The organism is Delftia deserti, from assembly GCF_042653485.1.
In the GTDB taxonomy this organism is placed as follows: domain Bacteria; phylum Pseudomonadota; class Gammaproteobacteria; order Burkholderiales; family Burkholderiaceae_C; genus Comamonas; species Comamonas acidovorans.
In genome coordinates this window covers 6,803,021-6,828,508 of record NZ_JBHSIH010000001.1, presented here as the reverse complement: position 1 = coordinate 6,828,508, position 25,488 = coordinate 6,803,021, and the positions used below count along the sequence as shown (strand labels likewise).

The following is a 25,488-nucleotide window of genomic DNA, read 5'->3' as shown; positions in this document are numbered from 1 at the left end:
TTGCCGACACATGCCCAGGCAGCCAAGACCTTCAAGGCTGCAAGCGCGGGAAACCGTGCTGGTTGTTTCTTTCTACGGACGCATCGCGCCCATCCACCCACAAGGGACCTCTCCCTTGCGGGCGGGGAATCCCTTGTTCTTCCTCAAGGAGATTCACATGGATCGCTCTCTTATCAAGACCCTGATGCCTTCGCTGGTCGCAGGCCATGTGCCCCGCAACGTGCGGTCGTTCAAGTACCGCGTGTTCGATGATCAGCCACAGTCCTCGACACTGGGCTTTGTCATTGATCCCCAGCCCTTCGACGGCAAGGTGGTCGCAGCCAGTGAAGACGCCATCGTCGTCAAGCTCAAGCCCAGCGAGTTCGCGGTACTCGATCCCAACCTGGTGACCACCGTTCCCAGCGAGGGCACCAAGGTGCATGTCCAACCCTATGCCCGTCGTCGTTTCGACGGTCTGCGTGCGGACACGCCAGAAGAGCGCACCGAGATGATGTCCGACGGCACGCCCTACACCGTCAAGACACACATCCTCGGCTCCGCGCCGGCCAAGTTGCCCATTCCCGAGCCGCAGTGCATGGAACTGGGTCAGCTCATCGAGCAGTTGGAGGAAATGCCGGCGCCCGACGGGTTCCGGCGCATCACCCACATGCTGGTCGATGCGGGCGCCCACGACTTCACCTGGGTCGATCCGACGCCGTCCAGGATCATCGAAACGCCTCCGGCGATCAGTTTCACGGTTTCGACCGCGAAGTTCGCCGGCCAGGTGACGATCCTCTACCAGCCCGGCAGCGATACCTATGCGGTGGAGCTGCGCCGCGACGGCGAGTTGGTCGATCGGCACGACGAGGTGTATTTCGACATGCTCGGCGAAGTGCTGGAGCGACTCATAGACGACGGGCGCTGGCGCCTGATCGACGTGAGCGTGATCGGCGCGGAGACGTCCCGACGGCGCCGCGCTGTACCGGCGTGACACCACGAAAAGTACCAGGCGACATGCCCCCACAGGCTCTCCCTCCATTCGGAAGGAGGGCCTTTTTTCTGCCGTGGGAGATTTCATCAAAGGGAATCGATCGGATACCGATTGATGGCTGCCTCGCGCGCGAGGCCTGGCCATGCTGAGCCCATGCCTGCTGACGTTGTCAGCGACATGCCAGGCAACCATCGGTCTTCGAGGTTGCGGCGCAGTTCCCACTGCGTGACCGAGCCAGCTCGCACCGCATCCATCCGCGAGCGGCCACCAGTCTCTGGTGGTGGATGCTTTCGCCTTATCAACCCATCGCGGGGTTACGCACCTTTCCCCGCTGCGTGGGGCCGGTGTGTCTCCGCTTCATCCCTATGGAGATTCACCATGAGCACCACGTCCAACGAGAAATCGTATTTCGACCTCCACACCTCGGGCATCGGTTACATCCAGCGTGCCCGTGAAGTGCCTGTTCGGGGCGGCCGCCGTGCGCAGCCTTTCCTGGCATGCACCATCGCCGCGCTGGTCGGTTCCGCAAAGGATCCCAGCTATCGCTATTTCGACGTCAAGGTCTCGGGTGCCGAGGCCAAGAAGCTGGTCGAGCGCTACATCGGCGTTGACGATCCCAAGCAGCGCCCACTGGTGCGCTTTCGCCTCGGCGACCTGTGGGGCGATGCGTATATCCGCGACAAGGGTGAGCAGAAAGGCCAAGCCGCCGCGTCCCTCAAGGCGCGACTGCTCAAGGCCGAGCCGCTTGACCGGGCCGAACTGGCTTCGATCAGGCAGCACGAGCTGGTCACCCGCGGCATCGGCTACCTCAGCCGTCCGAAGGACGTCACACCCAAAGATGGCGACCCGTTCCTCTCTTGCACCGTCGCCGCTCTGGCCGGGCCTGTCGATGAACCGGAGTATCGGTACTTCGACACCATCGTCACCACCCCTGAAGCCGAGCATCTGGTTCGCCGGTGCGTGCAGGCCATCGAAGGGGACTGCAAGGTGCTGATCGCTTTCCGTCTCAACGACATGAAGATCGATCCGTACATCCGCACCAAGGGTGAGCGCGCTGGGGAACCGGCCGCAAGCCTGGATTCGACACTGATCCACATCGGCCTGATCAAGATCGACGGCACCAAGGTCTATCCGACGAGCCCCGCGCAAGCAGATTCGCCGCCGGCCCAGGACGCTCCCGCGCCCGAAGCCGAGGACGCCGCCCCCGCTGCAGATCAGCCTGCCGAGCCCGCCGAGTGCGAGCCCGAAGGTGAAGTCGAGGAGCAGGAGCCGGCATTGGCTGCTTCGTTCTGATCCGGCATGGCCCCTCATGGGGCCTTGCCGCTTCTCCTTGCTGCATCTGCAGCGTCCTCCATCCGCATAGCGCGCTCGCGCATTTCTTCCCCCGAGTTCCGCGTGGTCAGACGGCCGCGCGGTTGTCGCATTTTTAACAGGAGAACAGCCATGTCTCTGGCATCCCGTTTTGCTCCGCAGTCCCCGATCCTGCGCTCAGATCGCCCGCTCTCGGACGACCGCATTCGCGCCATTGCTCCATCAATCTTCGCCGACGCTCCGCATGGGAGCCGATCCGAGCGGTATGCCTACATACCGACCTCGACCGTGCTCGCCAAGCTGCGCCAGGAGGGTTTCGAGCCCTTCATGGTGTGCCAGACGCGCGTGCGCAACGAGGATCGGCGCGAGCACACCAAGCATCTCATCCGACTTCGCCATGCCAGCCAGATCAACGGCGACGAGGCGAACGAGATCATCCTGCTCAACAGCCACGACGGCACGAGCAGTTACCAGATGCTGGCAGGCATGTTCAGATTCGTCTGCCACAACGGCCTGGTCTGCGGCGATACCACCGCCGACATCCGTGTCCCGCACAAGGGGGATGTGGCCAGCCAGGTGATCGAAGGCGCCTACGAAGTCCTTGAAGGCTTCGAGCGCGTGAAGGACTCGCGCGATGCGATGCGCACCATCACCCTCGATGAGGGCGAAGCAGAAATCTTCGCGCACTCAGCGCTGGCACTCAAGTACGACGATCCTGCCAAGCCGACGCCTGTCACGGAGCGTCAACTGCTCGCGCCCAGGCGCTGGGACGACCGCAGGGATGACCTGTGGGCCGTCTTCAACCGTGTCCAAGAGAACCTCGTCAAGGGGGGCCTGAATGGACGCTCGGCCAATGGCCGCAATCAGCGCACCCGCCCGGTGCAAGGCATCGACCAGAACCTGCGCCTGAACCGGGCGTTGTGGCTCCTGGCCGAAGGCATGCGCCAGCTCAAGGCGTGATGCCAAGTGGACCTTGCCCACCTCGGGCGAGGTTCATCTCCTCTCATCCACCGGCTGCCACCAGCCGTCTGTCATTCATCATCAGGAGTACCACCATGACAGCCAAATCGGCACCCGAGCAATCGGTTTCGCCCATCATCGTCCCCGGCCAGCTCACGCTGCGTACCATCCGCGGCAAGAACGGCCCCTTCACGGTCGGACGCCTCGCCACGCACCTTGGTACGTTCGAGGTCAAGGACCCGGAGCTGGAGCAATACCCCGAAGGCAAGTACGACGGGGAGTTCATCATCAGGTACATCTTCCCGAAGTCCTACCCGGTCGGTGGCGGCATGCGCTTCGAGATCCGCGCCAGCCTGGACGGAATGACGCTCTACGACATCGACAAACTGAGCCGTGACGAAGCACGCAGCTTCGCCACCCAGGACCTCGATCCACTTGATGAAGAGCTGGGCGCACAGCCTGCAACAACACCGGCAACACCGGCCAAGCCCAGCAAAACCTCCAGGCCCGCCAAGCCCGCACCCGTACAGGCATCCACAGACCCGCTGGTCGATACCACGCCCTTCGGCGTGGATGCGCCGACGCCCGCTGCGGCAACTGCTCCCTGCAGTACCGAAGATGGCGACGCCGCGCTGTTCAGCTTGCTCTGGCCGCTGGGCGAGTCCGTGAAACTGGATTCGACCATCGACCGCCGCACCCTGCGCGCGCAGATCGTCCGCCTGGGCGAACTGGGCTACGCGCTGGACTTCAAGACGCAGGAGTGGAGCCGCCAGGCCGAACTGCAACCTGCGTAGTACTGGGCACCGCATCTGCAGTGTGCTTCATCCACCCGCCGGGGGTCTTCCCCACCGGGGAGGCTTCTGGCTCAATTTTTCCAGGAGGCCTCTCATGGGCTGGTATTTCTCACCCCAATCGCGGTCTGAACTGATCGCGGAGTTGATCGCACCGCAAGAGACCGAACGCGCCAGCGTGAAGGTCATCGCCCACGCGCTGCGTGGCAACGTCCTCTGGTCTGTTGTGCAAGTGACGGCCAAGGCCGAAGGCGTACACCGTGATCTCGCACCGGGCCAGTCCCTGTGCACCATCCGCTGCGATCTGCTGGAACGCAGCGGCGGCCAGTGGGGCTATAAGCCACTGGACGAATCCATGCACCCGTACTACTACTCGTGCCCGCTGTCCTATCTGAACCTCGCACCGGAGCAATCCGCCGACTGGCGTGCAGGCGTTCGCGCCTACCACGCGCGGCGGCGCACATCCAAGGAAGCCACAGCTCCAGCTACGGCGCTGACGGTCTGAGTCAGGGACGCCTTTTTTCCACCCCAAGGGGCAGTGCTTGCCCCCTGCGGGCGGTGCTGTTCCCGTTCATCCGAGGACACCACCATGCCCGCAAACACTTCTTCCACCACGCTGTACCGCATCGACGAATGCCCGGACGTGATGGCCGACGCTTGCGTCGGCGATGACCAGGGCAACCTGATCTTCCTGTCGATCTGGGCACGGGACACCGCCGTCCAGCAGTTCCTGGCTCGCCTGACCCTCGGGCGCGACGAGCAGGGCCTGGAGCAGTTCCACCTCATCACCGACCAGGGCAGCAGCGTCCCGGTGTTCGTCAGCAACGTCGATCGCCTGGAAAAGCGCATGACCCGCGCCTACCGGCGAACGCTGTTCGGTTCGCTGTCCAACGTGTGGCTGTTCGATCGGCGCTGCGTCAAGCCCGACAAGGCCAACGCCAGCGCACTGGCATTGCTGCCCCGCGATAGCGACCACCGGCTTGACCGCCTGTGGACGTTGGTGCAGGACACCTGCCCACTGCCGTTGCTCGACCACTGGCGCGAAACCGTGCTGGAACTGCTGCAAAGCCGCGAGATGCTGACCCGTCTGCCATTCGCCCTCGGGCCTTTGGTGGGCCATCGGCTCGCCATCGACGTGCCGGCGCTGACCCTGGCGCTCGGCTCGCTGATCCGCAGTGACGTGCTCACCGCCTATCCCTATCCGGCCAAGATTTGGACGCCGGAAACGGTAGCGGCTTGGCCCACCTGCGCAGGCACGCCAAGGCGCGCCTTCGCCAATCATCCCCGCCAACCAGGAGACTTCCATGGCGCTCATGTTCCCGCGGCTCGCCCGCAATTTCGTGAAGAACGGGTACTTCCCGACCGACGAACCAACGCTCGAAAGAGCCCTCAATGCACTGATGCCCAGTGCGCCTGAATCCAATGGGCCGATGTGCATCCTCGATCCCTGCGCCGGCGAAGGCGTGGCGATTGCCGAAGCGGCTCATGCCCTCGGGCGCGAGCATGCCAAGGCGTTCGCCGTCGAGTTCGACGCAGAGCGGGCGCGCCATGCCCGCGGCCTGGTCGATCACTGCCTGCACGCGGACCTGATGGACACGATGATCTCCAAACAGTCCTTTGGGCTGCTCTGGCTCAATCCGCCGTATGGCGACCTGTCCAAGGACGTCAACGGCAACATTGGCTATCAGGGTCAGGGCCGTGCCCGCCTCGAAAAACTGTTCTACCAGCGCACGCTGCCCCTGTTGCAGTACGGCGGCGTGCTGGTCTTCATCGTTCCCGGCTACGTGCTCGACGCCGAGCTGGTCGGCTGGCTGACACGCCACTACACCGATCTGCGGATCTACCGAGCGGTGGAAACGCAGTTCAAGCAGGTGGTGATCTTCGGTCGCCGGGTGCGCCAGCGCGAGCAGACGCCCGATGGCGTCAAGGCCGTGCGCAATCTGCTGCTGCAGGTTGGGCTTGGCGAAGTCGAAGCCGAGGAGCTGCCGAGCGAATGGCCGTTCCTGCCGTACATCGTCCCCACCAGCCCGGCAGAGCCGGGGCATTTCTTCCGCGTGACGATGGAGCCGGAGCAGTTCGCCGATGAGGTTGGCAGGCTGCAAGGCCTCTGGCCGTCGCGGGATACGCAGTTGGGGGCCGCGCAGCAGACGCTGCGTCCACCGGCGCGGGCCTTGTCCCACTGGCATCTCGCCCTGGCTTTGGCCGCAGGCGCGATCTCGGGAGTCGTGCAATCCAAGGCGGGGCGCGTGCTCGTCGTCAAAGGTGACACCCACAAGGACAAGACGCTCCAGCGGGAATTCACCGAACGCGACGACGGCTCCATCGCCGAAACCCGCATCCTCACCGACAAGTTCGTTCCTGTCATCCGTGCATGGGACATGACGCCTGGCTCCGCCACGCGGGGCGAGGTGTTGACCATTCGCTGATCGTTTCTCCACCGCCGGCGGTTCGCCGTCGATTTTTTCCACCCACCGGGGTCCAGTCGCCCCGATGGGGTGCCGTGGCCCCTCCATCTCCAGGAGCCTTCCATGGCAGCCCAAGCACTTTCCATCAGCCAGACCCCGAGCCTGCGCTTCTCGCCCGGCCAGGTGGTCATGACCTGCGGCGTCGATGACCTGATCCAACAGGGCCAATTCAACCCGATTCCGTATCTGCGCCGCCACCTCGGTGGCGACTGGGGCGACCTCGACGACAGCGACAGGCGGCAGAACGATGCCGCGCTGAAGTCCGGTGAGGATCGCCTGTTCTCTTCCTACCAGGTCACACCCGGCCTGAAGCTCTGGATCATCACCGAATGGGATCGCAGCGTCACCACGCTGCTGTTGCCCAGCGAGTACTGATCTTCTCCAACGCGGGGCCACCGACACCCCTCAAGGGTGCTGTAGCCCCTCTACTCAGAAGAAAGCCACATGACATCCAACCAACATGACAAGCATCGCCGCAAACGGCTGTTCGAGATCGGTGCACTGGAGTTCAGCGAAAGCGTCGAACGCCTGATGAACGAAGGCTGGCTCGATCCCATGCCGTTTTTCGAACGCCACATGCGTGGCGACTGGGGCGACGTCGCCGACTACCAATGGCAACAGAACAACGCTGCGTTGGAGTCTGGTGAACGCCTCGATTCGTTTTACGTCGTCACCCGTGACCTGAGCATCCGCATCTTCACCGAAGCAGATCGCAGCGCGACCCGCATCGTGCTGCCGTCCGAGTACTGACCGCGAGTTGTCACCGCAGGCCACGAGCGCCTGCACTGTCCAACCACTGACGGTTCGCCGTCTCTCTACCCACCACGGGGCATGCCATCGCCCCGCTGGGGTGGTGCATGTCCCATTTTTCTTTGGAGCATCACCATGTCCGTTGATCTCGACACCACCGCTAACGATGCAGAGCCCGTACAGGGCGAACTGCTCGAAGCGGAATCCAACCCTCTCACCCTGAGCCTTCAGGATTTTGTCGGCGAGTTCGGCGACGAACTGCTCGACTCTCTCAACCGCGCCAACCCGCCGGTCTATACCGGCCAAGCGCAAGCACAGCGGCAACTCGTCGTCGCCAGCCTCAAGCGCAAGTTGTTCCAGGCCCAGGCCGAAGTTGTCCATGCCGCCGCCGAGCTGTTGGTCGATCAAGGCGAGCGCGCTGCGATCGTCAATGGCGAAATGGGTTGCGGCAAGACGACCGTCGGCATCGCCACGGCCGCCGTGCTCAACGCCGAAGGCTACCGCCGCACCCTGGTGCTTTCGCCTCCCCACTTGGTCTACAAGTGGCGGCGCGAGATCCAGGAGACGGTGGCTGGTGCCAAGGTCTGGGTGCTCAATGGCCCGGACACGCTAGTCAAGCTCATCAAGCTGCGCGAGCAGTTGGGTGTGCAGCCCACGGGCCAGGAGTTTTTCATCCTGGGCCGCGTCAGGATGCGGATGGGGTTCCATTGGAAGCCGGTCTTCACCCAGCGGCGCACCCGCCACGGCGACGTGGCGGCCTGCCCGGACTGCGGCACGCTCATCACCGACCTCGACGGCGAGCCGGTCAACCCGATCGGGCTCGAAGCCGAGGAGTCCCGCAGGAAGTGCAGCCACTGCGCCGCGCCCCTGTGGACGCTGATCCGCCCGCGCAGCCTGTCCGGCAGCGACCAGTCCTCGGTCGTCCTCAAAGCCTTGAAGCGCATCCCGACCATCGGGGAAGTCACCGCGCAGAAGTTGATGCAGAAGTTCGGTGACGGCTTCCTGGCCTCGATGCTGGGTGACAACATCCATGAGTTCATCAACCTCATGGATGGCAACGGCGAGCTGGTGTTTTCCGACCGTCAGGCCACGCGCATGGAACGTGCGATGGCCAACATGGAGTTTGGCTTTGGCGAGGGCGGCTACCAACCGTCCGAATTCATCAAACGCTACCTGCCGCAAGGCACGTTCGACCTGCTCATCGCCGACGAGGCGCACGAGTACAAGAACGGTGGCAGTGCCCAGGGCCAGGCCATGGGCGTGCTGGCGGCGAAGGCTCGCAAGACCTTGCTGCTGACCGGCACGCTAATGGGCGGCTACGGCGATGATCTGTTCTACCTGCTGTTCCGGGCACTGCCAGGACGGATGATCGAAGACGGCTACCGCCCGACCACGAGCGGCAGCATGACCTCGGCTGCGATGGCGTTCATGCGCGATCACGGCGTCCTCAAGGACATCTACTCCGAGAGCGCCGGCACGGCGCACAAGACGGCCAAGGGCACCAAGGTATCGGTGCGCACCGTCAAGGCTCCCGGCTTCGGCCCGAAAGGCGTCATGCGCTGCATCCTGCCGTTCACGATCTTTCTCAAGCTCAAGGACATCGGTGGCAACGTCCTGCCGCCGTATGACGAGGAGTTTCGTGAAGTCCAGATGGACGTGGCGCAAGCTGCGGCCTACCGCGATTTGGCGGGTCGGCTGACCGCAGAGCTGAAACAGGCTCTGGCGCGACGCGATACGACCTTGCTGGGGGTGGTGCTCAACGTGCTGCTGGCCTGGCCGGATTGCTGCTTCCGGTCGGAGACCGTGGTGCATCCGCGCACGCGCAACACCTTGGCGTTTGTCCCGGCTCAGTTCAATGAGTTCGAGATCAGCCCCAAGGAGCGTGAGCTGATCGATATCTGCAAAGCGGAGAAGGAACAGGGCCGCAACGTTCTGGCCTACACGGTCTATACCGGCACGCGCGACACCACGTCGCGCCTGAAGGGGCTGCTGGAGCAGGAAGGCTTCAAGGTGGCGGTACTGCGCGCAAGCGTGGATGCCAGCCGCCGAGAAGACTGGATCGCCGAGCAACTGGACCGTGGCATCGACGTGCTCGTCACCAATCCCGAGCTGGTCAAGACGGGACTGGATTTGTTGGAGTTCCCGACGATTGTGTTCATGCAAAGTGGCTACAACGTGTACTCGCTCCAACAGGCAGCACGCCGCTCCTGGCGCATCGGGCAGAAACAGCCCGTGCGCGTGATCTACCTCGGCTATGCCGGTTCCTCGCAGATGACCTGCCTGGAACTGATGGCCAAGAAGATCATGGTCTCGCAGTCCACCTCGGGCGACGTGCCCGAATCGGGGCTGGATGTTCTGAATCAGGACGGTGATTCCGTCGAGGTCGCACTGGCCCGGCAATTGGTCACCGCCTGATTTCCACGCCATCGCCGGCCTAGCGCCGCCGGCTTTCTATTGTTCACAACTTGCAGCCCCACTCGCGTTCTTCGTGGGCGGGGCTGCGTTTTTTCTTTGGCGTGCTACGGCAGCCACCCTGCAATTGATTCGCGAAGTACACCGTTTTTCGTCCCATATTGCGGCTTAACTGCAAATCCGCCTATTGATCCATGAGCTACTGGTTGTGCGCAACAACGGGTGCGTCTGTACCGCCTGGACGATACGCAGTAGGCATCCGGGTCGCCCCTGAAACCGGGCACTACCCAGTTCGCATTCCTGGCTGACCGCACGGCACCGTGCCGCCAAGGTATCGGCATCGCAACAGAAGAGCCGATGCCATGCCCGCAACCCATGTATCCCGGCGTCTGGTCGGCGCTGGTCTCCTGGCCGCAGCGCTGGCCAGCGGCTGCGCCACCACGACCGCGCCGCTGGTGCCAGACGCCATAGAAGGCGTCTCCTCCGCTCCCGAACCCGAGGCCCCCGAGTTCATTCCCGTCGTGCGCTATGGCCGCTACACGCTGGTCGAGCTGACACCCACGGCGGCGCAGCGTGACTTGCTGTTGCAGACCATCGACGTGTCCATGCCCGAGGATGCCCGCGCCACGGTGGGCGATGGGCTGCGGCATGTGCTCAAACGCAGTGGCTACCAGCTTTGCGAGACGCCCAGCGCCGTGACCGAGTTGTATGCGCTGTCGCTGCCGGCGGCGCACCGGCATCTTGGCCCCATGACCTTGCGCGATGCGCTGCTCACCCTGGCCGGCCCGGCCTGGGAACTGCATGCGGATGAACGGGCACGGCAGATTTGCTTTGAGCAGCCTGGAGGCAGTGCGACCGCCGAGCACGCACACGAGCCGCCTGTTGCCGAGGCGGTGCAGACGTTTCCGCTGATGCCTTCGGTTTCGGGAGGCCAGCCATGAATACCGCGCAGGCTCCCCGGCGCCCGATCTCCGCCGTGGTGTTGCAGAGCCTAATGTGGCTCTGGCTGATCAGCCTCAGCGTTTTCGCTGCCCTGAGCTACCAGACCATGAACGACCAGGCCGACCAGACGCTGCTTGATTCCCGCCTGCAACGTCTCGAAGCGCAGGCGGTGGGCCTGGCCGAGACCATTGAGGCCATCCAGCAGCGTCCAGTCGTCGCAACAGCGGCAGACCTCAAAGATACCCGCGAACGCCTGGAAGCACGCGCCGCCCAGGTCGAGACAACGCTGAGCGGCTATGCCGCTGCCGAAGACCTTCAGGCGCTTCGTGCGGAAGTCGAGCAGATCAAGGCACGCCCAAGCGCCCTGCGTGCCGCAGCGCCCGCCCAGCCGCGCTCACCGAGCAGGCCCACCGCCAAACCAGAACCGCCGCCACTGCCGTTCCGCATCGTCGGCGCCGAACTTCGCGCCGGCCAGCGCAGCCTGTCCGTCACACCGAATAACGGGAACTTCACGCCCGACCAGCTTCAAGTGCTGCTTCCCGGCGATGCCGTCGGCCCGTGGCGCCTGCAGGCAGTCGAGGGCAACACTGCGGTGTTCCAGGCCGGCGACCAGACCCGTCGCATGGCGATTCCTTGAGCGGAGCGCACGACATGAAACCGTCGATCATCCTTTCCGCGCTCCTGCTCGCGTCTGCCCAGTTGCCCGCCTGGGCGCAGCAGCCGGCCACGGCTCCCGCCGGCAGTGCGCACAGCCAGGAGCGCCCGCTGGTTACTCGCTCCCTGGACGACCGAGTGGCAGGCGACTGGGGCCTGCAACCGCAGGAGTGGGCTCGCTATCGCGAGCTGATGGACGGGCCGTTGGGCATCTACTCGCCCAACCTGGACCCACTGTCCGCCCTGGGCATCGAGGCGCGCACCGACGAGGAACGGCGCCGCTACGCAGAGCTGCAGGTGCAGGTCGAGGCGCGCCGTATCGAGAAGCTGCTCGCCTACCAGCGTGCCTACGACCAGGCCTGGCAGCGCCTGAGTCCCGGCATGCAGCGGGTGAACCTGCCTGACGAAAAACCCGGCGCCGGCACAAGCGCCAATCCCTTGCGCGGTTCAGGCCGCACGGCCGTGTTCGTCAAGGACGGCTGCGCGGCCTGCGGGCAACTCGTGCAGCGCCTGCAATCCTCCGGCACCGAGTTCGACCTGTACATGGTCGGCAGCCGCCAAGACGACACGCGCATCCGCGACTGGGCCAAGCGTGCGAACGTCGATCCGGCGCGCGTGCGCAGCGGTGGCATCACGCTCAACCATGATGGCGGGCGGTGGCTGTCGCTGAGCTTGCCCGGAGACCTTCCTGCGGTCGTGCGCGAGGTGAACGGTCAATGGCAGCGCCAGCCATAGCGGCCACCACCGTTTCGCAGTGCTTGCGCGCACTGGTGATCGCGGCGGGCCTGTGCGCCTGCGCCGCCCATGCCCAGGAGCTTCCGCCACCGGCTTACCAGCTTGCCGCACAGCGCGCGGGCATCCCCTCGACGGTGCTCTACGCCGTGGCTTTGCAGGAAAGCGGCATCCGCCGCAACGGGCGCATCGTCCCGTGGCCGTGGTCCCTCAACGTCGCCGGTCAGTCGCGCCGCTTCACCACCCGTGCCGACGCCTGCGCTGGTTTGCAGCAGGCAATGCGCGCCACGCCGCACACACGCATCGACGCGGGCCTGGGCCAGATCAACCTCGGCTACCACCAGCAGCGCTACGCCAGCCCGTGCGACCTGCTCGACCCATACAGCAACCTCGCCATCGCCGCTGAAATCCTGAAAGAGCAGCACACCTCGGGCGAGGACTGGTTGCCGGCGATCGGTCGCTACCACCGTCCTGCGGGCGGAGAACCTGCGGCTCGTTACCGGCGCAGCGTGTCGCGCCACCTTGCCCGTGTGCAGGGCACACACCCAACCGCCGCGGCCATCGCCGTGCACCAGGAGAGCACCCCATGAAAACATCCCATTTGACCCATCTCACACTGAAGGGCCTGCTCGTGCTGCTGGCGGCTCTGCCACTGGCCTCGCGCGCCGGAGAGCCCCTGATCGTCGTCGAAGACCGTGGCGGCACGTCGGCGCTGCCGTACTACGAGGCTCTGAACCTTCAGCCGCGCGCCAATGCTCCGGCCGGGCCGCCCATCCCGATGCTCCCGGTGCCCGCCACGCCCATGGATGAGGCCGCGATGTTGCCGGTGCGCAGTGCCAAGCTCACGCCTGGCACCGTCGCGCGGCGCGTGATCGAGGCACCGGGCCTGCGGCCTTTCGTAGTCGTCGGCGACGACGAAGCTTCCCACGCCTGGCTGCTTCGCCAGGCGGGCTCGCTGCGCGAGCGCGGCGCGGTGGGCCTGGTGGTTAACGTCGAGACCATGCAGGGCCTGGCACGGCTGCGCGCCCTGGTGCCCGGCGTGCCCCTTGCGCCTGTGGCCGGTGACGACCTGGCCGAGCGCCTGGGTCTGCGGCATTACCCGGTGCTGATCACAGCCACCGGCATCGAGCAATGAAGCCATGTCGGGGAAACAGCCGGTCGAGGTTCTGCTGCGCCCAGCGGTGGAGTTCTATACCGTCGCGGCGTGTGCAGGCGCCGCGTTTCTGTCCCTGGTGGCCCCGTGGTCGCTCGCGCTGAGCCCCGCCATGGGCGTCGGCAGTGCGCTGGCGTTCTGCATCTACGGTGCCATCCGCTACCGCGATGCCCGCGTCATCCTGCGCTACCGACGCAACATTCGCCGCTTGCCGCGCTATGTGATGACCAGCAAGGACGTGCCGGTCAGCCAGCAGCGTCTGTTCGTGGGACGCGGATTTCTGTGGGAGCAGAAACATACCCATCGGCTGATGCAGACATACAGACCGGAATTTCGCCGCTACGTCGAGCTGACGCCGGCCTACCGGCTGGCGCGCAGGCTGGAGGAACGGCTGGAGTTCGCGCCATTCCCGCTGTCCCGGCTACCTGCGCTCACGGGCTGGGATGTGCCTTTCAACCCGGTGCGCCCGCTGCCGCCTGTGGGCGGCCTGCCGCGCCTGCACGGCATCGAACCCGATGACGTGGACGTCAGCCTACCGCTGGGTGAGCGCGTCGGGCATTCGCTGGTGCTGGGCACCACGCGCGTGGGCAAGACGCGGTTGGCCGAGTTGTTCGTGACTCAGGACATCCGGCGCAAGAACGCCGACGGCGAGCACGAGGTCGTCATCGTCATCGACCCCAAGGGCGACGCCGATCTTTTGAAGCGAGTGTACGTCGAGGCCAAGCGCGCGGGGCGCGAGGGCGAGTTCTATGTCTTCCACTTGGGCTGGCCCGACATTTCCGCGCGCTACAACGCTGTGGGCCGCTTTGGGCGCATCAGCGAGGTGGCCACCCGTGTTGCAGGGCAGCTCTCCGGGGAAGGCAACAGCGCGGCATTTCGCGAGTTTGCGTGGCGCTTCGTCAACATCATCGCCCGCGCCCTGGTGGAACTGGGGCAGCGCCCGGACTACATGCTGATCCAGCGCCATGTGATCAACATCGACGCGCTGTTCATCGAGTACGCCCAACACTACTTCGCCAAGACCGAGCCCAAGGCCTGGGAGGTCATCGTCCAGATCGAGGCCAAGCTCAACGAGAAGAACATCCCGCGCAACATGATCGGGCGCGAAAAGCGCGTGGTGGCGCTGGAGCAGTACCTCTCGCAGGCGCGCAACTACGACCCGGTGCTCGACGGCCTGCGCTCGGCAGTGCGCTACGACAAGACCTACTTCGACAAGATCGTCGCATCGCTGCTGCCGCTGCTGGAGAAGCTCACCAGCGGCAAGATCGCCCAGCTTCTGGCCCCGAACTACTCCGACCTGGCCGACCCACGCCCGATCTTCGATTGGATGCAGGTCATCCGAAAGCGCGCCGTGGTCTATGTCGGCCTCGATGCGCTGTCCGACGCCGAGGTCGCCGCCGCAGTCGGCAATTCCATGTTCTCCGACCTGGTTTCGGTCGCCGGCCACATCTACAAGCACGGGATCGACGACGGCCTGCCGGGCGCATCGGCTGGCTCGCGCGTGCCGATCAACGTCCATGCCGATGAGTTCAACGAGTTGATGGGCGACGAGTTCATCCCGCTGATCAACAAGGGCGGCGGCGCTGGCCTGCAAGTCACCGCGTACACACAGACGCTCTCGGACATCGAAGCACGCATTGGCAACCGCGCGAAGGCCGGTCAGGTGATCGGCAACTTCAACAACCTGTTCATGCTGCGCGTGCGCGAGACGGCTACCGCTGAATTGCTGACCCGGCAATTGCCGAAGGTCGAGGTCTATACGACCACCATCGTCAGCGGCGCGACCGACAGCTCCGATATTCGTGGAGCGACAGACTTTACGTCAAACACCCAGGACCGCATCAGCATGTCCAGCGTGCCGATGATCGAGCCATCGCACATCGTCGGCCTGCCCAAAGGCCAGTGCTTCGCGCTGCTGCAGGGCGGTCAGCTTTGGAAGGTGCGTATGCCGTTGCCGGCGCCAGACCCGGATGAAGTGATGCCGGCGGACTTGCAGCAACTGGCCGGGCACATGCGCCAGAGCTACAGCGAGGCCACGCAGTGGTGGGAGTTCACCAGCTCCCCGGTCTTGCAGGACGCGGCCTTGCCGGACGATCTGCTCGATGAGACGGCCATCGCCACACCCATCACCGGCACGGGCGACACGGCCAGCGAAGAGGCCGCGCCATGAGCGATGCCGCCTCGACTGCGCAGCGCGAGCAGAACCGCCGCCAGGGCTTGATCGTCGGCACCATCACCTTGCCGCTCCGGCTGCTCGGGGTGCTGGTCGGCTCGCTGCTGTTCTCGATCCTGATGGAGTGCATCGGCATGCACCTGTTCTGGAAAGACCAGGGCTGGCAGCACTCCCAGCAAATGTTGCAGTACGAGCTGGGGCACCTGTCCAAGCATTTCACGCGCAGCGTGGTCGTGCAGGAGCCGGGGCGAACGGCGCACGAGCTGGTGGACACGGGTTATGAATGGGTGTTCGTGCGATCAGGGCTCCTGGAGCGCATGAGCCAGACCGCCGAGCGCGCCCGCGCGCCCAGCCAGGGGAAAAACCAGGACGGAGGGCGCAACTTCCGCTACTTCATCAGCCAGGTCTATGTCTGGACGGAGAGCTACCTGATCGCCGCAGCCTTCACGACGCTTACTTTCCTCGTGCGCCTGCTGGTCCTGGCGCTCACGCTGCCGCTGATCTTCACGGCCGCTTTCGTAGGCCTGATCGACGGTTTGGTACGGCGGGATGTGCGCCGGTTCGGCGCAGGCCGGGAATCCGGCTTTATCTATCACCGAGCGAAAGCGAGCCTGATGCCGCTGGCCGTGCTGCCCTGGGTCACGTACCTGGCGCTGCCGATCTCGGTGCATCCGCTGCTGATCCTGCTGCCCAGCGCCGGCTTGCTGGGGCTGGCCGTGAGCCTGACTGCAGGGAGCTTCAAGAAGTACCTCTAGGCCATCAATCCGGTCATCCGCAGGTTCTTATTGTTTGCGGCCTGATACGCCTTTGATCGCCACGATCAAGCCATTGCTTATCACACAGGAATGGCGCGATGTTGGCTCCGATCTGGCTGCGCGCCGCGCATCGCGGCGTGCCCACTTTTCTCGTGACGGCCCTGCTGATGGGTCAGTTCCCGGTTGCCTTGGCCGAATCCCCGGCACAGCGCCAGGAACTGGTTGCCGCGCTACGCCAGCTCGACGCGCTGGAGCGCACCATCGCGGATGGCGCTGCACACGCACCCATCCAGCCGGGCGAGCGCTACCACTTCGATTACCCACGACTGCTGGCTGATCTGGCGCGTGTGCGCGCCGGCATCCAGGCCCATCTCACACCGTCGCGCGCCCAGCCACGCGACCTCTCCGAACTGGCTGGTGAGTACCGCACCGAGCGGACCGCCCCGCCATCGCTGCCGACGACTGCGCAGGGCAGACCATGAACGGCGCCCAGGTCTCGGCATTTCAAGCCAACAGCGGTATCGCGCCGTCCGCGATGGCGACCGTTCTGGTCGGCATCGTGTTTGCGGTTCTGCTCGTCTGGGGCGTCTGGGCCATCCGAACGGCCTACGTGGGGTGGGCCGAGAACCGCCTCAACCAACGCCAGTTCCTCGGCGTCTGCATCCGCTTCGTCGCGATGTACCTCGTCATGACGTTCTTCCTCCTCTCCTGACCTGAAGGGATTGACCATGCCAAACCGCATCCTCACTACTCGTTTTGTCCAACGCGCCGCCGTCGCCCTGGGTGCCGCCGCGCTGCCCGCGCTGTCGTTTGCGCAAGGTCTGCCGCAGCTGGAAAACCCGACCCGCGGCGCCGGCAGCGGCATCATGGAAACAATCAGGAACTACGGCTACGACATCATCATGCTCGTGGCCCTCCTGGTGGTGGCGTCGATGTTCATTGGCGTGTGCTACCACGCCTACGGCACCTACGCGGAAATCCACACCGGTCGCAAGACTTGGGGGCAGTTCGGTCTCACGGTCGCCATCGGCGCCGTCCTGCTCGTGATCGGCATCTGGCTGCTCACCGAAGCCACCGGCATCCTGTAAGCGAGGACGGGCTATGTCCGAGCAACAGCATGTCCGTGCCGATGGGACAGTCACGTTCCTTCCACACCGGCTCAACAGGCACCCGGTGGTCGTGCGCGGCCTCACTGCCGATGAGTTGTGGATTTGCTGCGGCCTGTCCGGCGCTGCCGGCCTGGTGGTTGGCGCGCCGCTGTCCTGGGTGTTACGCACCATTGCCATCGCGCCGACCTTCGTTGTCCTGGGCGTGGCGCTGGGCGTTTTCATCGGCGGCGGCATCCTGCGCCGTCTCAAGCGTGGGCGTCCCGACACCTGGCTGTACCGGCAGTTGCAGTGGCGCATTGCCACGCGCCATCCGCTGATGGCCGGTTGGGTGGGCGGCCATGTGCTGATCTCGCGCTCCGGCTTCTGGACCATCCGCAGGGGCATGCACGGGGGCGCGCGATGAGCCGTTTCAAGAACGAGATCACCCACCTGCAGGCGCACATCAAGACGCTGCGCCTCGGCGCGGGTGCGCTGGTCATCGTCGCCCTGGTCATGGGCGGCGGCTGGTGGAGCGCACCGCGCGATCTGACCATCCACGTCCCGCCTGACCTGCGCTCCGGCAGTACCCGCAAGTGGTGGGAAGTGCCGCCCGAGTCGGTCTATGCGTTCACGTTCTACGTGTTCCAGACCCTCAACCGCTGGCCGACGAATGGCGAAGAAGATTACCCGCGCAACCTCCATACGCTCTCGCCGTACCTCACCCCGTCCTGCCAGGCATTCCTCAAGGCGGACTACGACTACCGCCGCAGCACCGGCGAACTGCGCCAGCGGGTGCGCGGCATCTACGAAATCCCCGGTCGCAGCTATGGCGACAACCCCACGGCGCGCGTGCGTGTGATCTCCGACCGCGACTGGGTGGTGACGTTGGACATCAGCGCCGACGAGTACTACGGCGCCGAGCAGGTCAAACGCGCCCTGGTGCGCTACCCCGTAAAGGTCGCGCGGGTGGACGTCGATCCCGCACGCAACCCGTTCGGCCTGGTGATCGACTGCTACGAGGGCACGCCCCAGCGCATCAGCGCACCGGAGCCGACGCGCCCGGTGCCTGGTGGCCTGACGCCGCAAGCGCCTCAAGGAGGTAATTCCCCATGAAGCCCATGAAGCATCCTGTACTCGCGCTGCTGGGGCTGCTGGCCGTGGCCGCCGCAGTGGTCGTGTCCCCCGCTGTCCAGGCGGTGGAGATCCTGCGTTGGGAGCGCATGCCGCTGGCGGTGCCGTTGAAGGTCGGCCAGGAGCGCATCGTGTTCATCGACCGAAACGTCCGCGTGGGCGTTCCCGCAGGCGTCGGTGAGCGCTTGCGCGTGCAGAGCGCGGGCGGCGCGGTGTACCTGCGCGCCAGCGAGCCGATCGAGCCCACTCGGCTGCAATTGCAGGACGCCGACACCGGCGCGCTGATCCTGCTCGACATTGCGGCGGAGCCGCCCAAGGACGGCGAAGCCGAGCTGGAACCGGTGCGAATCGTCGAGGGCAACAACTCAACAGCGCGCTATGGCGATCAGCCTGACGGTGCCGATGCGCCCCATGCACGCGCTCAGGAGCAGGCGGGCACCCGGACGGCGCGGCGCGAAACGCCAATCCCCGTCGTGCTGACACGTTTTGCTGCGCAGAACCTCTACGCACCGCTGCGCACCGTGGAAGCCTTGCCAGGCGTCATGCGGGTCAACCTGCGCCGCGACCTCGACCTCGACCTCGGCACGCTGATGCCGACCTTGCCGGCACGCGCGGTCGCGCTCGCCTCGTGGCGCCTGGAAGACCAGTGGGTCACTGCCGTGCGCCTGACCAACAGTAGCAGCGACTGGATCAGCCTCGACCCGCGCGTGCTGCAAGGGGATTTCCTCACCGCCACCTTCCAGCACGAGGCGCTTGGCCCGCGCGGAACCCCCGAGGACACCACCGTCCTGTACCTGGTGACGCGCGGGCACGGCCTCGCGCAATCGCTGCTGCCGGCGATCCATCGCTTCGACCCCGCTGTGCATCTCCCGCAGCCCAAAGCAGCAGCCAGCGACGACAGGGAGGCCCGCCATGCGCAGTAACGGACTCCTGAAGTGGCTGCTGATCCCCGTGGCCCTGCTGGTGCTGTTTGTCGCCATCCGGCTGTTTTCCGGTGGCGGTGCGTCGGCACCGCCTGTCGCGGATGGCGGCGGCAGGCTTACGCCGGAAGAAATGAAGGCGCTGGGCATCGAGGGTGACACCCCGCGCGACACCGTGGCGACGCTGGTTGCCCAGGTGAAGCAGTTGCGCACCGAGCTTCAGACCGCGCTGTCCGACAACAGGTCGCAGCGTGAGGAGAACCAGCGACTGCGCCAGCGCGAGAACGCCATCGACCAACGCATCAGTTCCGCCCTCGAATCCGAGCGCTCCAACCTGCGCCGCGACCAACAGCAGGCGGCCAGCGCGCGCCAGCAGACCGAGGGGCTGCTCGCTGACCTGCAGCAGCGCCTGGACAGCATCGGCGGGCGTGGCGGCGGCCATGCCGATTTGCCGGTGGGGCTGGGCCTGCGTGACGGCGACGAGGCCGGCATGGAAGGCGGTATGCGCTGGGTGGAGCCGGATGACGCGAAACAAAGCGACGGGCGTGGCAGGTCGAATGGCGGCATAAGCTTCCCCACCAGCTTCGGTTCCGCACAGAGCACGCTGGAAACCACAGCGCAAACCGTGGCGAACGCGGGCGCACGCGCGGCAGGCGTCAAGAGCCCGACGCCCGTCTATACCGTGCCGACCAACTCGACACTGATGGGGTCGGTGGCGATGACGGCGCTGATTGGCCGCGTGCCGATCGACGGCACGGTGAACGATCCATACCCCTTCAAGGTCTTGGTCGGGCCTGACAATTTGACCGCGAACGGCATCGACATTCCCGATGTGGCCGGGGCCGTGTTCTCCGGCACCGCATCGGGCGACTGGACGCTCTCCTGCGTGCGCGGCCAGGTGCGCAGCATCACCTTCGTGTTCCATGACGGGACCATCCGCACCATCCCCGAGGATCGTGAGGGCAACCAGCAGAACAACCAACAACGCGACGGCCTGGGCTGGATCAGCGACTCGCACGGCATTCCCTGTGTCAGCGGCGAGCGGCGCAGCAATGCGCAGCAGTACCTCGGCACCCAGGCGCTGATCACGGCGGCTGGGGCTGGCGTGGCCTCGCTGATCGAATCCGACAGTGGCAGGGCGTCCTATGTCGGCGCCGACGGCTCCATCGGCAGCGTGGGCATCAGCGGCCAGGAAGCCGTGGGCCGGATTCTCGCCAGCGGCGTCCAGGACATGTCGAGCTGGGTCAACAAGCTCTACGGCCAGGCCTTCGCTGCCGTTTATGTGCAGCCCGGCGCCAAGGTCGCCGTCCACCTCGAAAAGCCGCTCGCCATCGACTTCGATCCCGAAGGCCGCAAGGTCGATCACCGCGCAGGAGAAAGCCATGCCCTCGAACTTGAATAGCTGGGCTCAGGGCCTGGCGCTGGCCTTGGCCGTCGCGCTGCTCGGTGGCTGCGCCACCAGCAAGGAAAAGCTGCTGACCCACGGCGACAGCACGATGATGAACATCTGGCAGCAGAACGCCGGCGACGGCGGCGGTGGTGCCGGCAAGGTAGCGCGCAGGCAGTTGCTCGATGCGCGCCAGAGCCTGCGCAGGCCGCTGACCGAGATGGACGTGCAGGCCGCGCCTGCCGAGCAGATGCGCTACACGCGCACGGCGCGCAACGAGGTCTACCGCCAGTTCCAGCGCCTGCCCAACCCCGATCTCGTGATGTACGTGTATCCGCATTTGGCGGGCACCGACCCAGTGCCGATTCCGGGCTATACGACCGTGTTCCCGCTGTACCAGCGCGTGCATTACGCCATGCCAGGCGAGCGCGTGGAGGATTACTGATGCGCTGGAAACTCTCCTGGCCGAAGCTGGCCGCGTCCGGCGCTGCCGATGACGAGCAGCCGGACGGCTGGCAGCGCCACGTCGAGGCACTGCACCAGGCCGGCCTCCCCGAACCCGGCGCGGTGGTGCAAGGTCGCAGGCCGGCGACCATGGCAGACGAGCAGGCGCTGTACGAGGTCGCGACGTCGTTCGTGGAACTGTTGCCCTGGGTGGAGTTCCTGCCGCAGTCGAAAGCCATGTTGCTGGAGGACGGGCAATCGGTGGCGGCCTTCTACGAGCTGGTGCCGCTGGGCACCGAAGGCCGGGAACCCGGCTGGCTCGCACAGGCCCGCGATGCCTTGGAGAACGCGCTGCAGGACAGTTTCGATGAACTGGACGAGAACCCCTGGGTGCTGCAGCTCTACGCTCAGGACGAGCCCAGTTTCGACCAGTACATGCAGACCCTGCGCGACTATGTGCAGCCGCGCGCCCGTGATACGGCGTTCAGCGAGTTCTACCTGCGCTTCTTCGGCCACCACCTGCGCGCGGTGGCCAAGCCGGGCGGCGTGTTCGAGGACACGGTGGTCACACGGCTGCGCTGGCGCGGCCAGACCCGGCGCGTGCGCATGGTGGTCTATCGCCGCGTGACCGGCCAAGGGCAAAACAGCCGCCGCAGCCAGACACCCGAGCAGATGCTCAATATCGTCTGCGACCGCCTGTGTGGCGGACTGGCGAACGCCGGCATTCAGGCCCGGCGCATGGTGGCTGCGGATGTTCACGACTGGCTGCTGCGCTGGTTCAACCCGCGTCCCACGTTGCTTGGGCCTGGGGCCGAAGACAGGGAGCGCTTCTATGCGCTGGCGCGCTACCCCGAAAGTACGGAGGCCGACGAAGACGGCGAGATCGAATTGGCGAGCGGGCGGGATTTCAGCCAACGGCTGTTCTTTGGCCAGCCGCGTTCCGACGTGGCGCACGGCACCTGGCATTTCGACGGCATGCCGCACCGCGTGCTGATCACCGACCGCCTGCGCATGCCGCCGGGCACGGGGCACCTGACCGGCGAAACCCGCAAAGGGGACGCCATCAACACGCTGTTCGACCAGATGCCCGAGGACACCACCCTTTGCCTGACGCTGGTCGCCACGCCGCAGGATGTCCTTGAAGCGGATCTCAATCATCTGGCGAAGAAGGCCGTGGGCGAAACCCTGGCGTCGGAACAGACGCTCAAGGACGTGCATGAGGCCCGCTCCCTGATCGGCAGCGCGCACAAGCTCTATCGCGGCACGCTGGCGTTCTACCTGCGCGGGCGCGACGAGGCGGAACTGGACCGGCGCGGCCTCGACCTGGCGAACGTCATGCTCAACGCCGGCCTGCAGCCGGTGCGTGAGGACGACGAGGTGGCGCCGCTGAACAGCTATTTGCGCTGGCTGCCGTGCTGCTACAACCCCGGCCAGGATCGGCGCAAGTGGTACACCCAACTGATGTTCGCCCAGCACGCGGCGAACCTCTCGCCCGTGTGGGGCCGCGCCCAGGGTACGGGGCACCCCGGCATCACGATGTTCAACCGCGGCGGCGGGCCGATCACCTTTGATCCGCTCAACCGCCTGGATCGGCAGATGAATGCCCATCTGTTCCTGTTCGGCCCGACAGGTTCGGGCAAGTCGGCGACCCTCAATAACCTCTTGAATCAGGTCACGGCGATCTACCGTCCCCGCCTGTTCATTGTCGAGGCCGGCAACAGCTTTGGCTTGTTCAGCGACTTTGCCCGGCGCCTGGGCCTGACCGTGAACCGGGTCAAGCTCGCGCCGGGCTCGGGCGTTACCCTGGCGCCGTTCGCGGATGCGCGCCGGCTGATCGAGACGCCCAGCGACGTGCAGACGCTCGACGCCGATGCGCTGGACGAAGACCTTCCACCCGATGCTGTGGCCATGGAGGCGGATGAGCAGCGCGACGTGCTGGGCGAATTGGAGATCACCGCGAGGCTGATGATCACCGGTGGCGAAGACAAGGAAGAAGCCCGGATGACGCGGGCCGACCGCTCGCTGATCCGTCAGTGCATCCTTGATGCCGCTGAGCACTGCCACAGCAAGGATGGCGAGAAGCGCACCGTGCTCACGCGCGATGTGCGCAATGCGCTGCGCACGCGCAGCCAGGACCCGACGCTGCCGGAAATGCGGCGTGTTCGACTGCTGGAGATGGCCGACGCCATGGACATGTTCTGCCAAGGCACGGACGGTGAAATGTTCGATCGCGACGGTTCGCCGTGGCCCGAAGCCGACATCACCCTGGTCGATCTGGCGACCTATGCTCGCGAGGGCTACAACGCGCAGCTCTCCATTGCCTACATCAGCCTGATCAGCACGGTGAACAACACCGCCGAGCGCGATCAGTACCTGGGCCGCCCGATCATCAACGTCACCGACGAAGGGCACATCATCACCAAGAACCCGCTGCTCGCCCCCTACGTGGTGAAGATCACCAAGATGTGGCGCAAGTTGGGAGCCTGGTTCTGGCTCGCCACACAAAACATCGACGATCTGCCGCGCGCCGCAGAGCCCATGCTCAACATGATCGAGTGGTGGATCTGCCTGTCGATGCCACCCGATGAGGTGGAGAAGATCGCCCGGTTTCGCGAACTGTCACCCGCTCAGAAAGCATTGATGCTTTCGGCGCGCAAGGAAGCCGGGAAGTTCACCGAGGGTGTCATCCTCTCCAAGAGCCTGGAAGTGCTGTTCCGGGCCGTGCCACCGAGCCTGTATCTCGCGCTCGCGCAGACCGAACCCGAGGAGAAAGCCGAGCGTTACCAACTCATGCAGCAGCACGGCATCAGTGAACTCGACGCGGCCTTCAAGGTGGCCGAGAAGATCGACCAGGCGCGCGGCATCGAGTCGCCAGCCTTGGGCCTGCCGCAATAGCCGCCGGAGACTGCCGTGAAACCGAAACGTCCTTTCGTTCCTATGCCGGTGCAGGCGTCCCTCCGTCGGCGCTCGCGCAAGCGCTGGCCCTGGGTCGTGGCCGCTGGATTGATCACGCTGCTGCTGATCTGGCTCGTGTCCCGCGCACCCGGCGAACCCGCGTCGTTGGCTCCCGCGCCGGTCAGTACCGCGCAGGTGGCCGGGCCGCCCTGGCAGATGGGCAACGCGCAGGGCCGATTCACGCTGACGCTCTATGCCGACCTCGAATGTCCGTTCTGCCGAGCGTACTTCCCGAAGCTCAAACGCTGGGTGGGCGCCAACGCGGACGTAGCCCTGCAATGGCACCACCAGCCGCTGGCCGCGCACGAACCGGCCGCCTCCGCCGAAGCACGCCTGGCCGAGTGCGCCGCCGAAAGTGGCGGGCATGCGGCCTTCTGGCAGGCCATCGAATGGGTCTATGCGCACACGCGTAGTGACGGCCTGGGCTTGCCCGAGGGCCTGCGCTATCCCGGCCTCAACCCAGCCGTCGAGCAGTGTTTGGCCAGCGAGCGGCCCGAAAGGGTGATTCGCGCTCAGGCCGAGGAAGCCACCAAGGGCGGCGTGACCGCGACGCCATCGCTTCGGCTGCATGATCGTCAGACCGGCCAGGCGATCCTGCTGCAGGGGCCGATCGAAGGCGATGCACTGCTGTCGGCCATGGACATGCTGGCGGTTGAGGATGCCGCCGCTGCACCTGTCACCGAAATGCCTGCCGACGTCGTCGGCGACATGCCCAGGTAGCCCGCGGTCATTGAGGCTACGGCGCAGCACGCTGCGCTGACCGCTACCCGTTCGCCTCGCATCCTGGCCGCGAACGATCACCGCTGCTGTGGTGATGGATGCACCTTGTTCCCTTGTTCCATTCCCAGGAGGGCCTGCCCTCCTGGGGCATGTGTGCCCTCCGATTTCCCTGCCTGGAGGTTCGCCATGTCTGTCGTCATCAATGACTCCTGCCTGGAGTCGCTTTCCGATATTTCTGTTCGGAACGAGGACTGGATCGTTCAGCAAGCCATCGTGTTGCTGGAGCGACGGGTTTTCAAAGCAGGGCCACGTCTTGAACGGCCCGCTGCGGTCAGGGACTACCTTCGCTTGAAGCTGGTCGCCGAGCCCAATGAGATATTCGTCGTCGTGTTCATGAACAGCATGCACGACGTGCTGGCCGTGGAGCCGATGTTCCATGGAACGATCAATGCGACCTCGGTTTATCCGCGTGTCGTGCTGCAGCGAGCGTTGCAACTGAACGCCGCTGCGGTCATCTTCGCCCATCAGCACCCCTCGGGCACCACCGAGCCATCCAATGCGGATCGCTTGCTGACAGAGCAGTTGAAGACGGCCTTGGCGCTTATCGACGTGCGGGTACTCGACCATTTTGTGATTGGTCAGGGCGCACCGTACTCATTCGCCGAGTCTGGTCTTTTGTAATCACAGCGGGGGCTTCGGCCTCCGCTTTTTTCCATGCGGCAGCACCGAACAGGTATGCGGGGTGCCCGCGATGCGCATTGTTTGTTGGGGCGGC

27 protein-coding genes and 1 pseudogene are annotated in these 25,488 nt (G+C 65.3%); all 28 read left to right on the top strand.

Annotation, left to right across the window (positions count from 1 at the left end; translation table 11 throughout):
- Positions 1-157: 157 nt before the first annotated feature.
- Positions 158-970, top strand: coding sequence for a hypothetical protein (locus ACFPFG_RS32110; RefSeq protein WP_012205965.1), 813 nt, complete (start codon positions 158-160; stop codon positions 968-970).
- Between the two features lie 378 nt (positions 971-1,348).
- The gene (locus ACFPFG_RS32105) at positions 1,349-2,263 is read left to right on the top strand and encodes a DUF3577 domain-containing protein (protein ID WP_026383897.1); all 915 of its coding nucleotides are present in this window, start codon (positions 1,349-1,351) and stop codon (positions 2,261-2,263) included.
- 150 nt (positions 2,264-2,413) lie between these two features.
- Positions 2,414-3,241 (top strand): DUF932 domain-containing protein, encoded by an 828-nt coding sequence (locus ACFPFG_RS32100; RefSeq protein ID WP_012205967.1) that lies wholly within the window; start codon positions 2,414-2,416, stop codon positions 3,239-3,241.
- Positions 3,242-3,336: 95 nt separating this feature from the next.
- On the top strand, positions 3,337-4,035 hold the full coding sequence (locus ACFPFG_RS32095) for a DUF3275 family protein (RefSeq protein ID WP_012205968.1): 699 nt from the start codon (positions 3,337-3,339) through the stop codon (positions 4,033-4,035).
- A 142-nt stretch (positions 4,036-4,177) separates the two neighbouring features.
- Positions 4,178-4,537 (top strand): hypothetical protein, encoded by a 360-nt coding sequence (locus ACFPFG_RS32090; protein ID WP_449757697.1) that lies wholly within the window; start codon positions 4,178-4,180, stop codon positions 4,535-4,537.
- A gap of 84 nt (positions 4,538-4,621) precedes the next feature.
- Positions 4,622-5,233, top strand: a pseudogene (locus ACFPFG_RS32085) (hypothetical protein); the annotation flags it as partial.
- 103 nt (positions 5,234-5,336) lie between these two features.
- Positions 5,337-6,458, top strand: coding sequence for a DUF6094 domain-containing protein (locus ACFPFG_RS32080; RefSeq protein ID WP_014596104.1), 1,122 nt, complete (start codon positions 5,337-5,339; stop codon positions 6,456-6,458).
- A 102-nt stretch (positions 6,459-6,560) separates the two neighbouring features.
- Entirely contained in the window at positions 6,561-6,872 is a 312-nt protein-coding gene (locus ACFPFG_RS32075) for a hypothetical protein (protein ID WP_012251142.1), read from the top strand.
- 69 nt (positions 6,873-6,941) lie between these two features.
- The gene (locus ACFPFG_RS32070; protein WP_380109955.1) at positions 6,942-7,247 is read left to right on the top strand and encodes a hypothetical protein; all 306 of its coding nucleotides are present in this window, start codon (positions 6,942-6,944) and stop codon (positions 7,245-7,247) included.
- Positions 7,248-7,382: 135 nt separating this feature from the next.
- Entirely contained in the window at positions 7,383-9,662 is a 2,280-nt protein-coding gene (locus tag ACFPFG_RS32065; protein WP_380109953.1) for a helicase-related protein, read from the top strand.
- Positions 9,663-10,021: 359 nt separating this feature from the next.
- Positions 10,022-10,600 carry a PFGI-1 class ICE element type IV pilus protein PilL2 gene (gene pilL2, locus ACFPFG_RS32060; RefSeq protein ID WP_380109951.1) on the top strand — a complete coding sequence of 193 codons (579 nt, stop codon included), beginning with the start codon at positions 10,022-10,024 and terminating at the stop codon, positions 10,598-10,600.
- Positions 10,597-11,238, top strand: coding sequence for a hypothetical protein (locus ACFPFG_RS32055; protein ID WP_012205974.1), 642 nt, complete (start codon positions 10,597-10,599; stop codon positions 11,236-11,238). Before pilL2 ends, ACFPFG_RS32055 begins: the two co-directional genes overlap by 4 nt.
- Before the next feature lie 14 nt (positions 11,239-11,252).
- Positions 11,253-11,990: a TIGR03759 family integrating conjugative element protein gene (locus ACFPFG_RS32050; protein ID WP_012205975.1), complete on the top strand. Its 738-nt coding sequence runs from the start codon at positions 11,253-11,255 to the stop codon at positions 11,988-11,990.
- Entirely contained in the window at positions 11,972-12,577 is a 606-nt protein-coding gene (locus ACFPFG_RS32045; protein ID WP_380109949.1) for a transglycosylase SLT domain-containing protein, read from the top strand. Before ACFPFG_RS32050 ends, ACFPFG_RS32045 begins: the two co-directional genes overlap by 19 nt.
- Positions 12,574-13,122, top strand: a complete 549-nt coding sequence (locus ACFPFG_RS32040; protein WP_014596100.1) for an integrating conjugative element protein — start codon at positions 12,574-12,576, stop codon at positions 13,120-13,122. The genes ACFPFG_RS32045 and ACFPFG_RS32040 overlap by 4 nt, the downstream gene beginning before the upstream one ends.
- A gap of 4 nt (positions 13,123-13,126) precedes the next feature.
- The gene (traD, locus tag ACFPFG_RS32035) at positions 13,127-15,310 is read left to right on the top strand and encodes a type IV conjugative transfer system coupling protein TraD (RefSeq protein WP_380109947.1); all 2,184 of its coding nucleotides are present in this window, start codon (positions 13,127-13,129) and stop codon (positions 15,308-15,310) included.
- On the top strand, positions 15,307-16,068 hold the full coding sequence (locus ACFPFG_RS32030) for a TIGR03747 family integrating conjugative element membrane protein (protein WP_012205979.1): 762 nt from the start codon (positions 15,307-15,309) through the stop codon (positions 16,066-16,068). The genes traD and ACFPFG_RS32030 overlap by 4 nt, the downstream gene beginning before the upstream one ends.
- Positions 16,069-16,166: 98 nt before the next feature.
- Positions 16,167-16,550 carry an integrative conjugative element protein, RAQPRD family gene (locus ACFPFG_RS32025; RefSeq protein WP_012251136.1) on the top strand — a complete coding sequence of 128 codons (384 nt, stop codon included), beginning with the start codon at positions 16,167-16,169 and terminating at the stop codon, positions 16,548-16,550.
- Positions 16,547-16,780, top strand: coding sequence for a TIGR03758 family integrating conjugative element protein (locus ACFPFG_RS32020; RefSeq protein ID WP_012205981.1), 234 nt, complete (start codon positions 16,547-16,549; stop codon positions 16,778-16,780). Before ACFPFG_RS32025 ends, ACFPFG_RS32020 begins: the two co-directional genes overlap by 4 nt.
- Positions 16,781-16,796: 16 nt before the next feature.
- Positions 16,797-17,156 (top strand): TIGR03745 family integrating conjugative element membrane protein, encoded by a 360-nt coding sequence (locus ACFPFG_RS32015; protein WP_012205982.1) that lies wholly within the window; start codon positions 16,797-16,799, stop codon positions 17,154-17,156.
- Between the two features lie 13 nt (positions 17,157-17,169).
- Complete coding sequence (locus ACFPFG_RS32010) at positions 17,170-17,580, top strand: TIGR03750 family conjugal transfer protein (protein ID WP_023124764.1); 411 nt, start codon at positions 17,170-17,172, stop codon at positions 17,578-17,580.
- Positions 17,577-18,269 carry a PFL_4703 family integrating conjugative element protein gene (locus tag ACFPFG_RS32005; protein WP_012205984.1) on the top strand — a complete coding sequence of 231 codons (693 nt, stop codon included), beginning with the start codon at positions 17,577-17,579 and terminating at the stop codon, positions 18,267-18,269. Before ACFPFG_RS32010 ends, ACFPFG_RS32005 begins: the two co-directional genes overlap by 4 nt.
- Complete coding sequence (locus ACFPFG_RS32000) at positions 18,266-19,210, top strand: TIGR03749 family integrating conjugative element protein (RefSeq protein WP_465251926.1); 945 nt, start codon at positions 18,266-18,268, stop codon at positions 19,208-19,210. Before ACFPFG_RS32005 ends, ACFPFG_RS32000 begins: the two co-directional genes overlap by 4 nt.
- On the top strand, positions 19,200-20,609 hold the full coding sequence (locus tag ACFPFG_RS31995) for a TIGR03752 family integrating conjugative element protein (protein WP_223919873.1): 1,410 nt from the start codon (positions 19,200-19,202) through the stop codon (positions 20,607-20,609). Before ACFPFG_RS32000 ends, ACFPFG_RS31995 begins: the two co-directional genes overlap by 11 nt.
- Entirely contained in the window at positions 20,590-21,039 is a 450-nt protein-coding gene (locus ACFPFG_RS31990) for a TIGR03751 family conjugal transfer lipoprotein (protein ID WP_223919874.1), read from the top strand. Before ACFPFG_RS31995 ends, ACFPFG_RS31990 begins: the two co-directional genes overlap by 20 nt.
- Entirely contained in the window at positions 21,039-23,933 is a 2,895-nt protein-coding gene (locus ACFPFG_RS31985; RefSeq protein WP_223919875.1) for a conjugative transfer ATPase, read from the top strand. Before ACFPFG_RS31990 ends, ACFPFG_RS31985 begins: the two co-directional genes overlap by 1 nt.
- Before the next feature lie 15 nt (positions 23,934-23,948).
- Positions 23,949-24,713, top strand: coding sequence for a DsbA family protein (locus ACFPFG_RS31980; RefSeq protein ID WP_034027938.1), 765 nt, complete (start codon positions 23,949-23,951; stop codon positions 24,711-24,713).
- 186 nt (positions 24,714-24,899) lie between these two features.
- Positions 24,900-25,394, top strand: coding sequence for a RadC family protein (gene radC, locus ACFPFG_RS31975; RefSeq protein ID WP_380109943.1), 495 nt, complete (start codon positions 24,900-24,902; stop codon positions 25,392-25,394).
- Positions 25,395-25,488 lie beyond the last annotated feature (94 nt).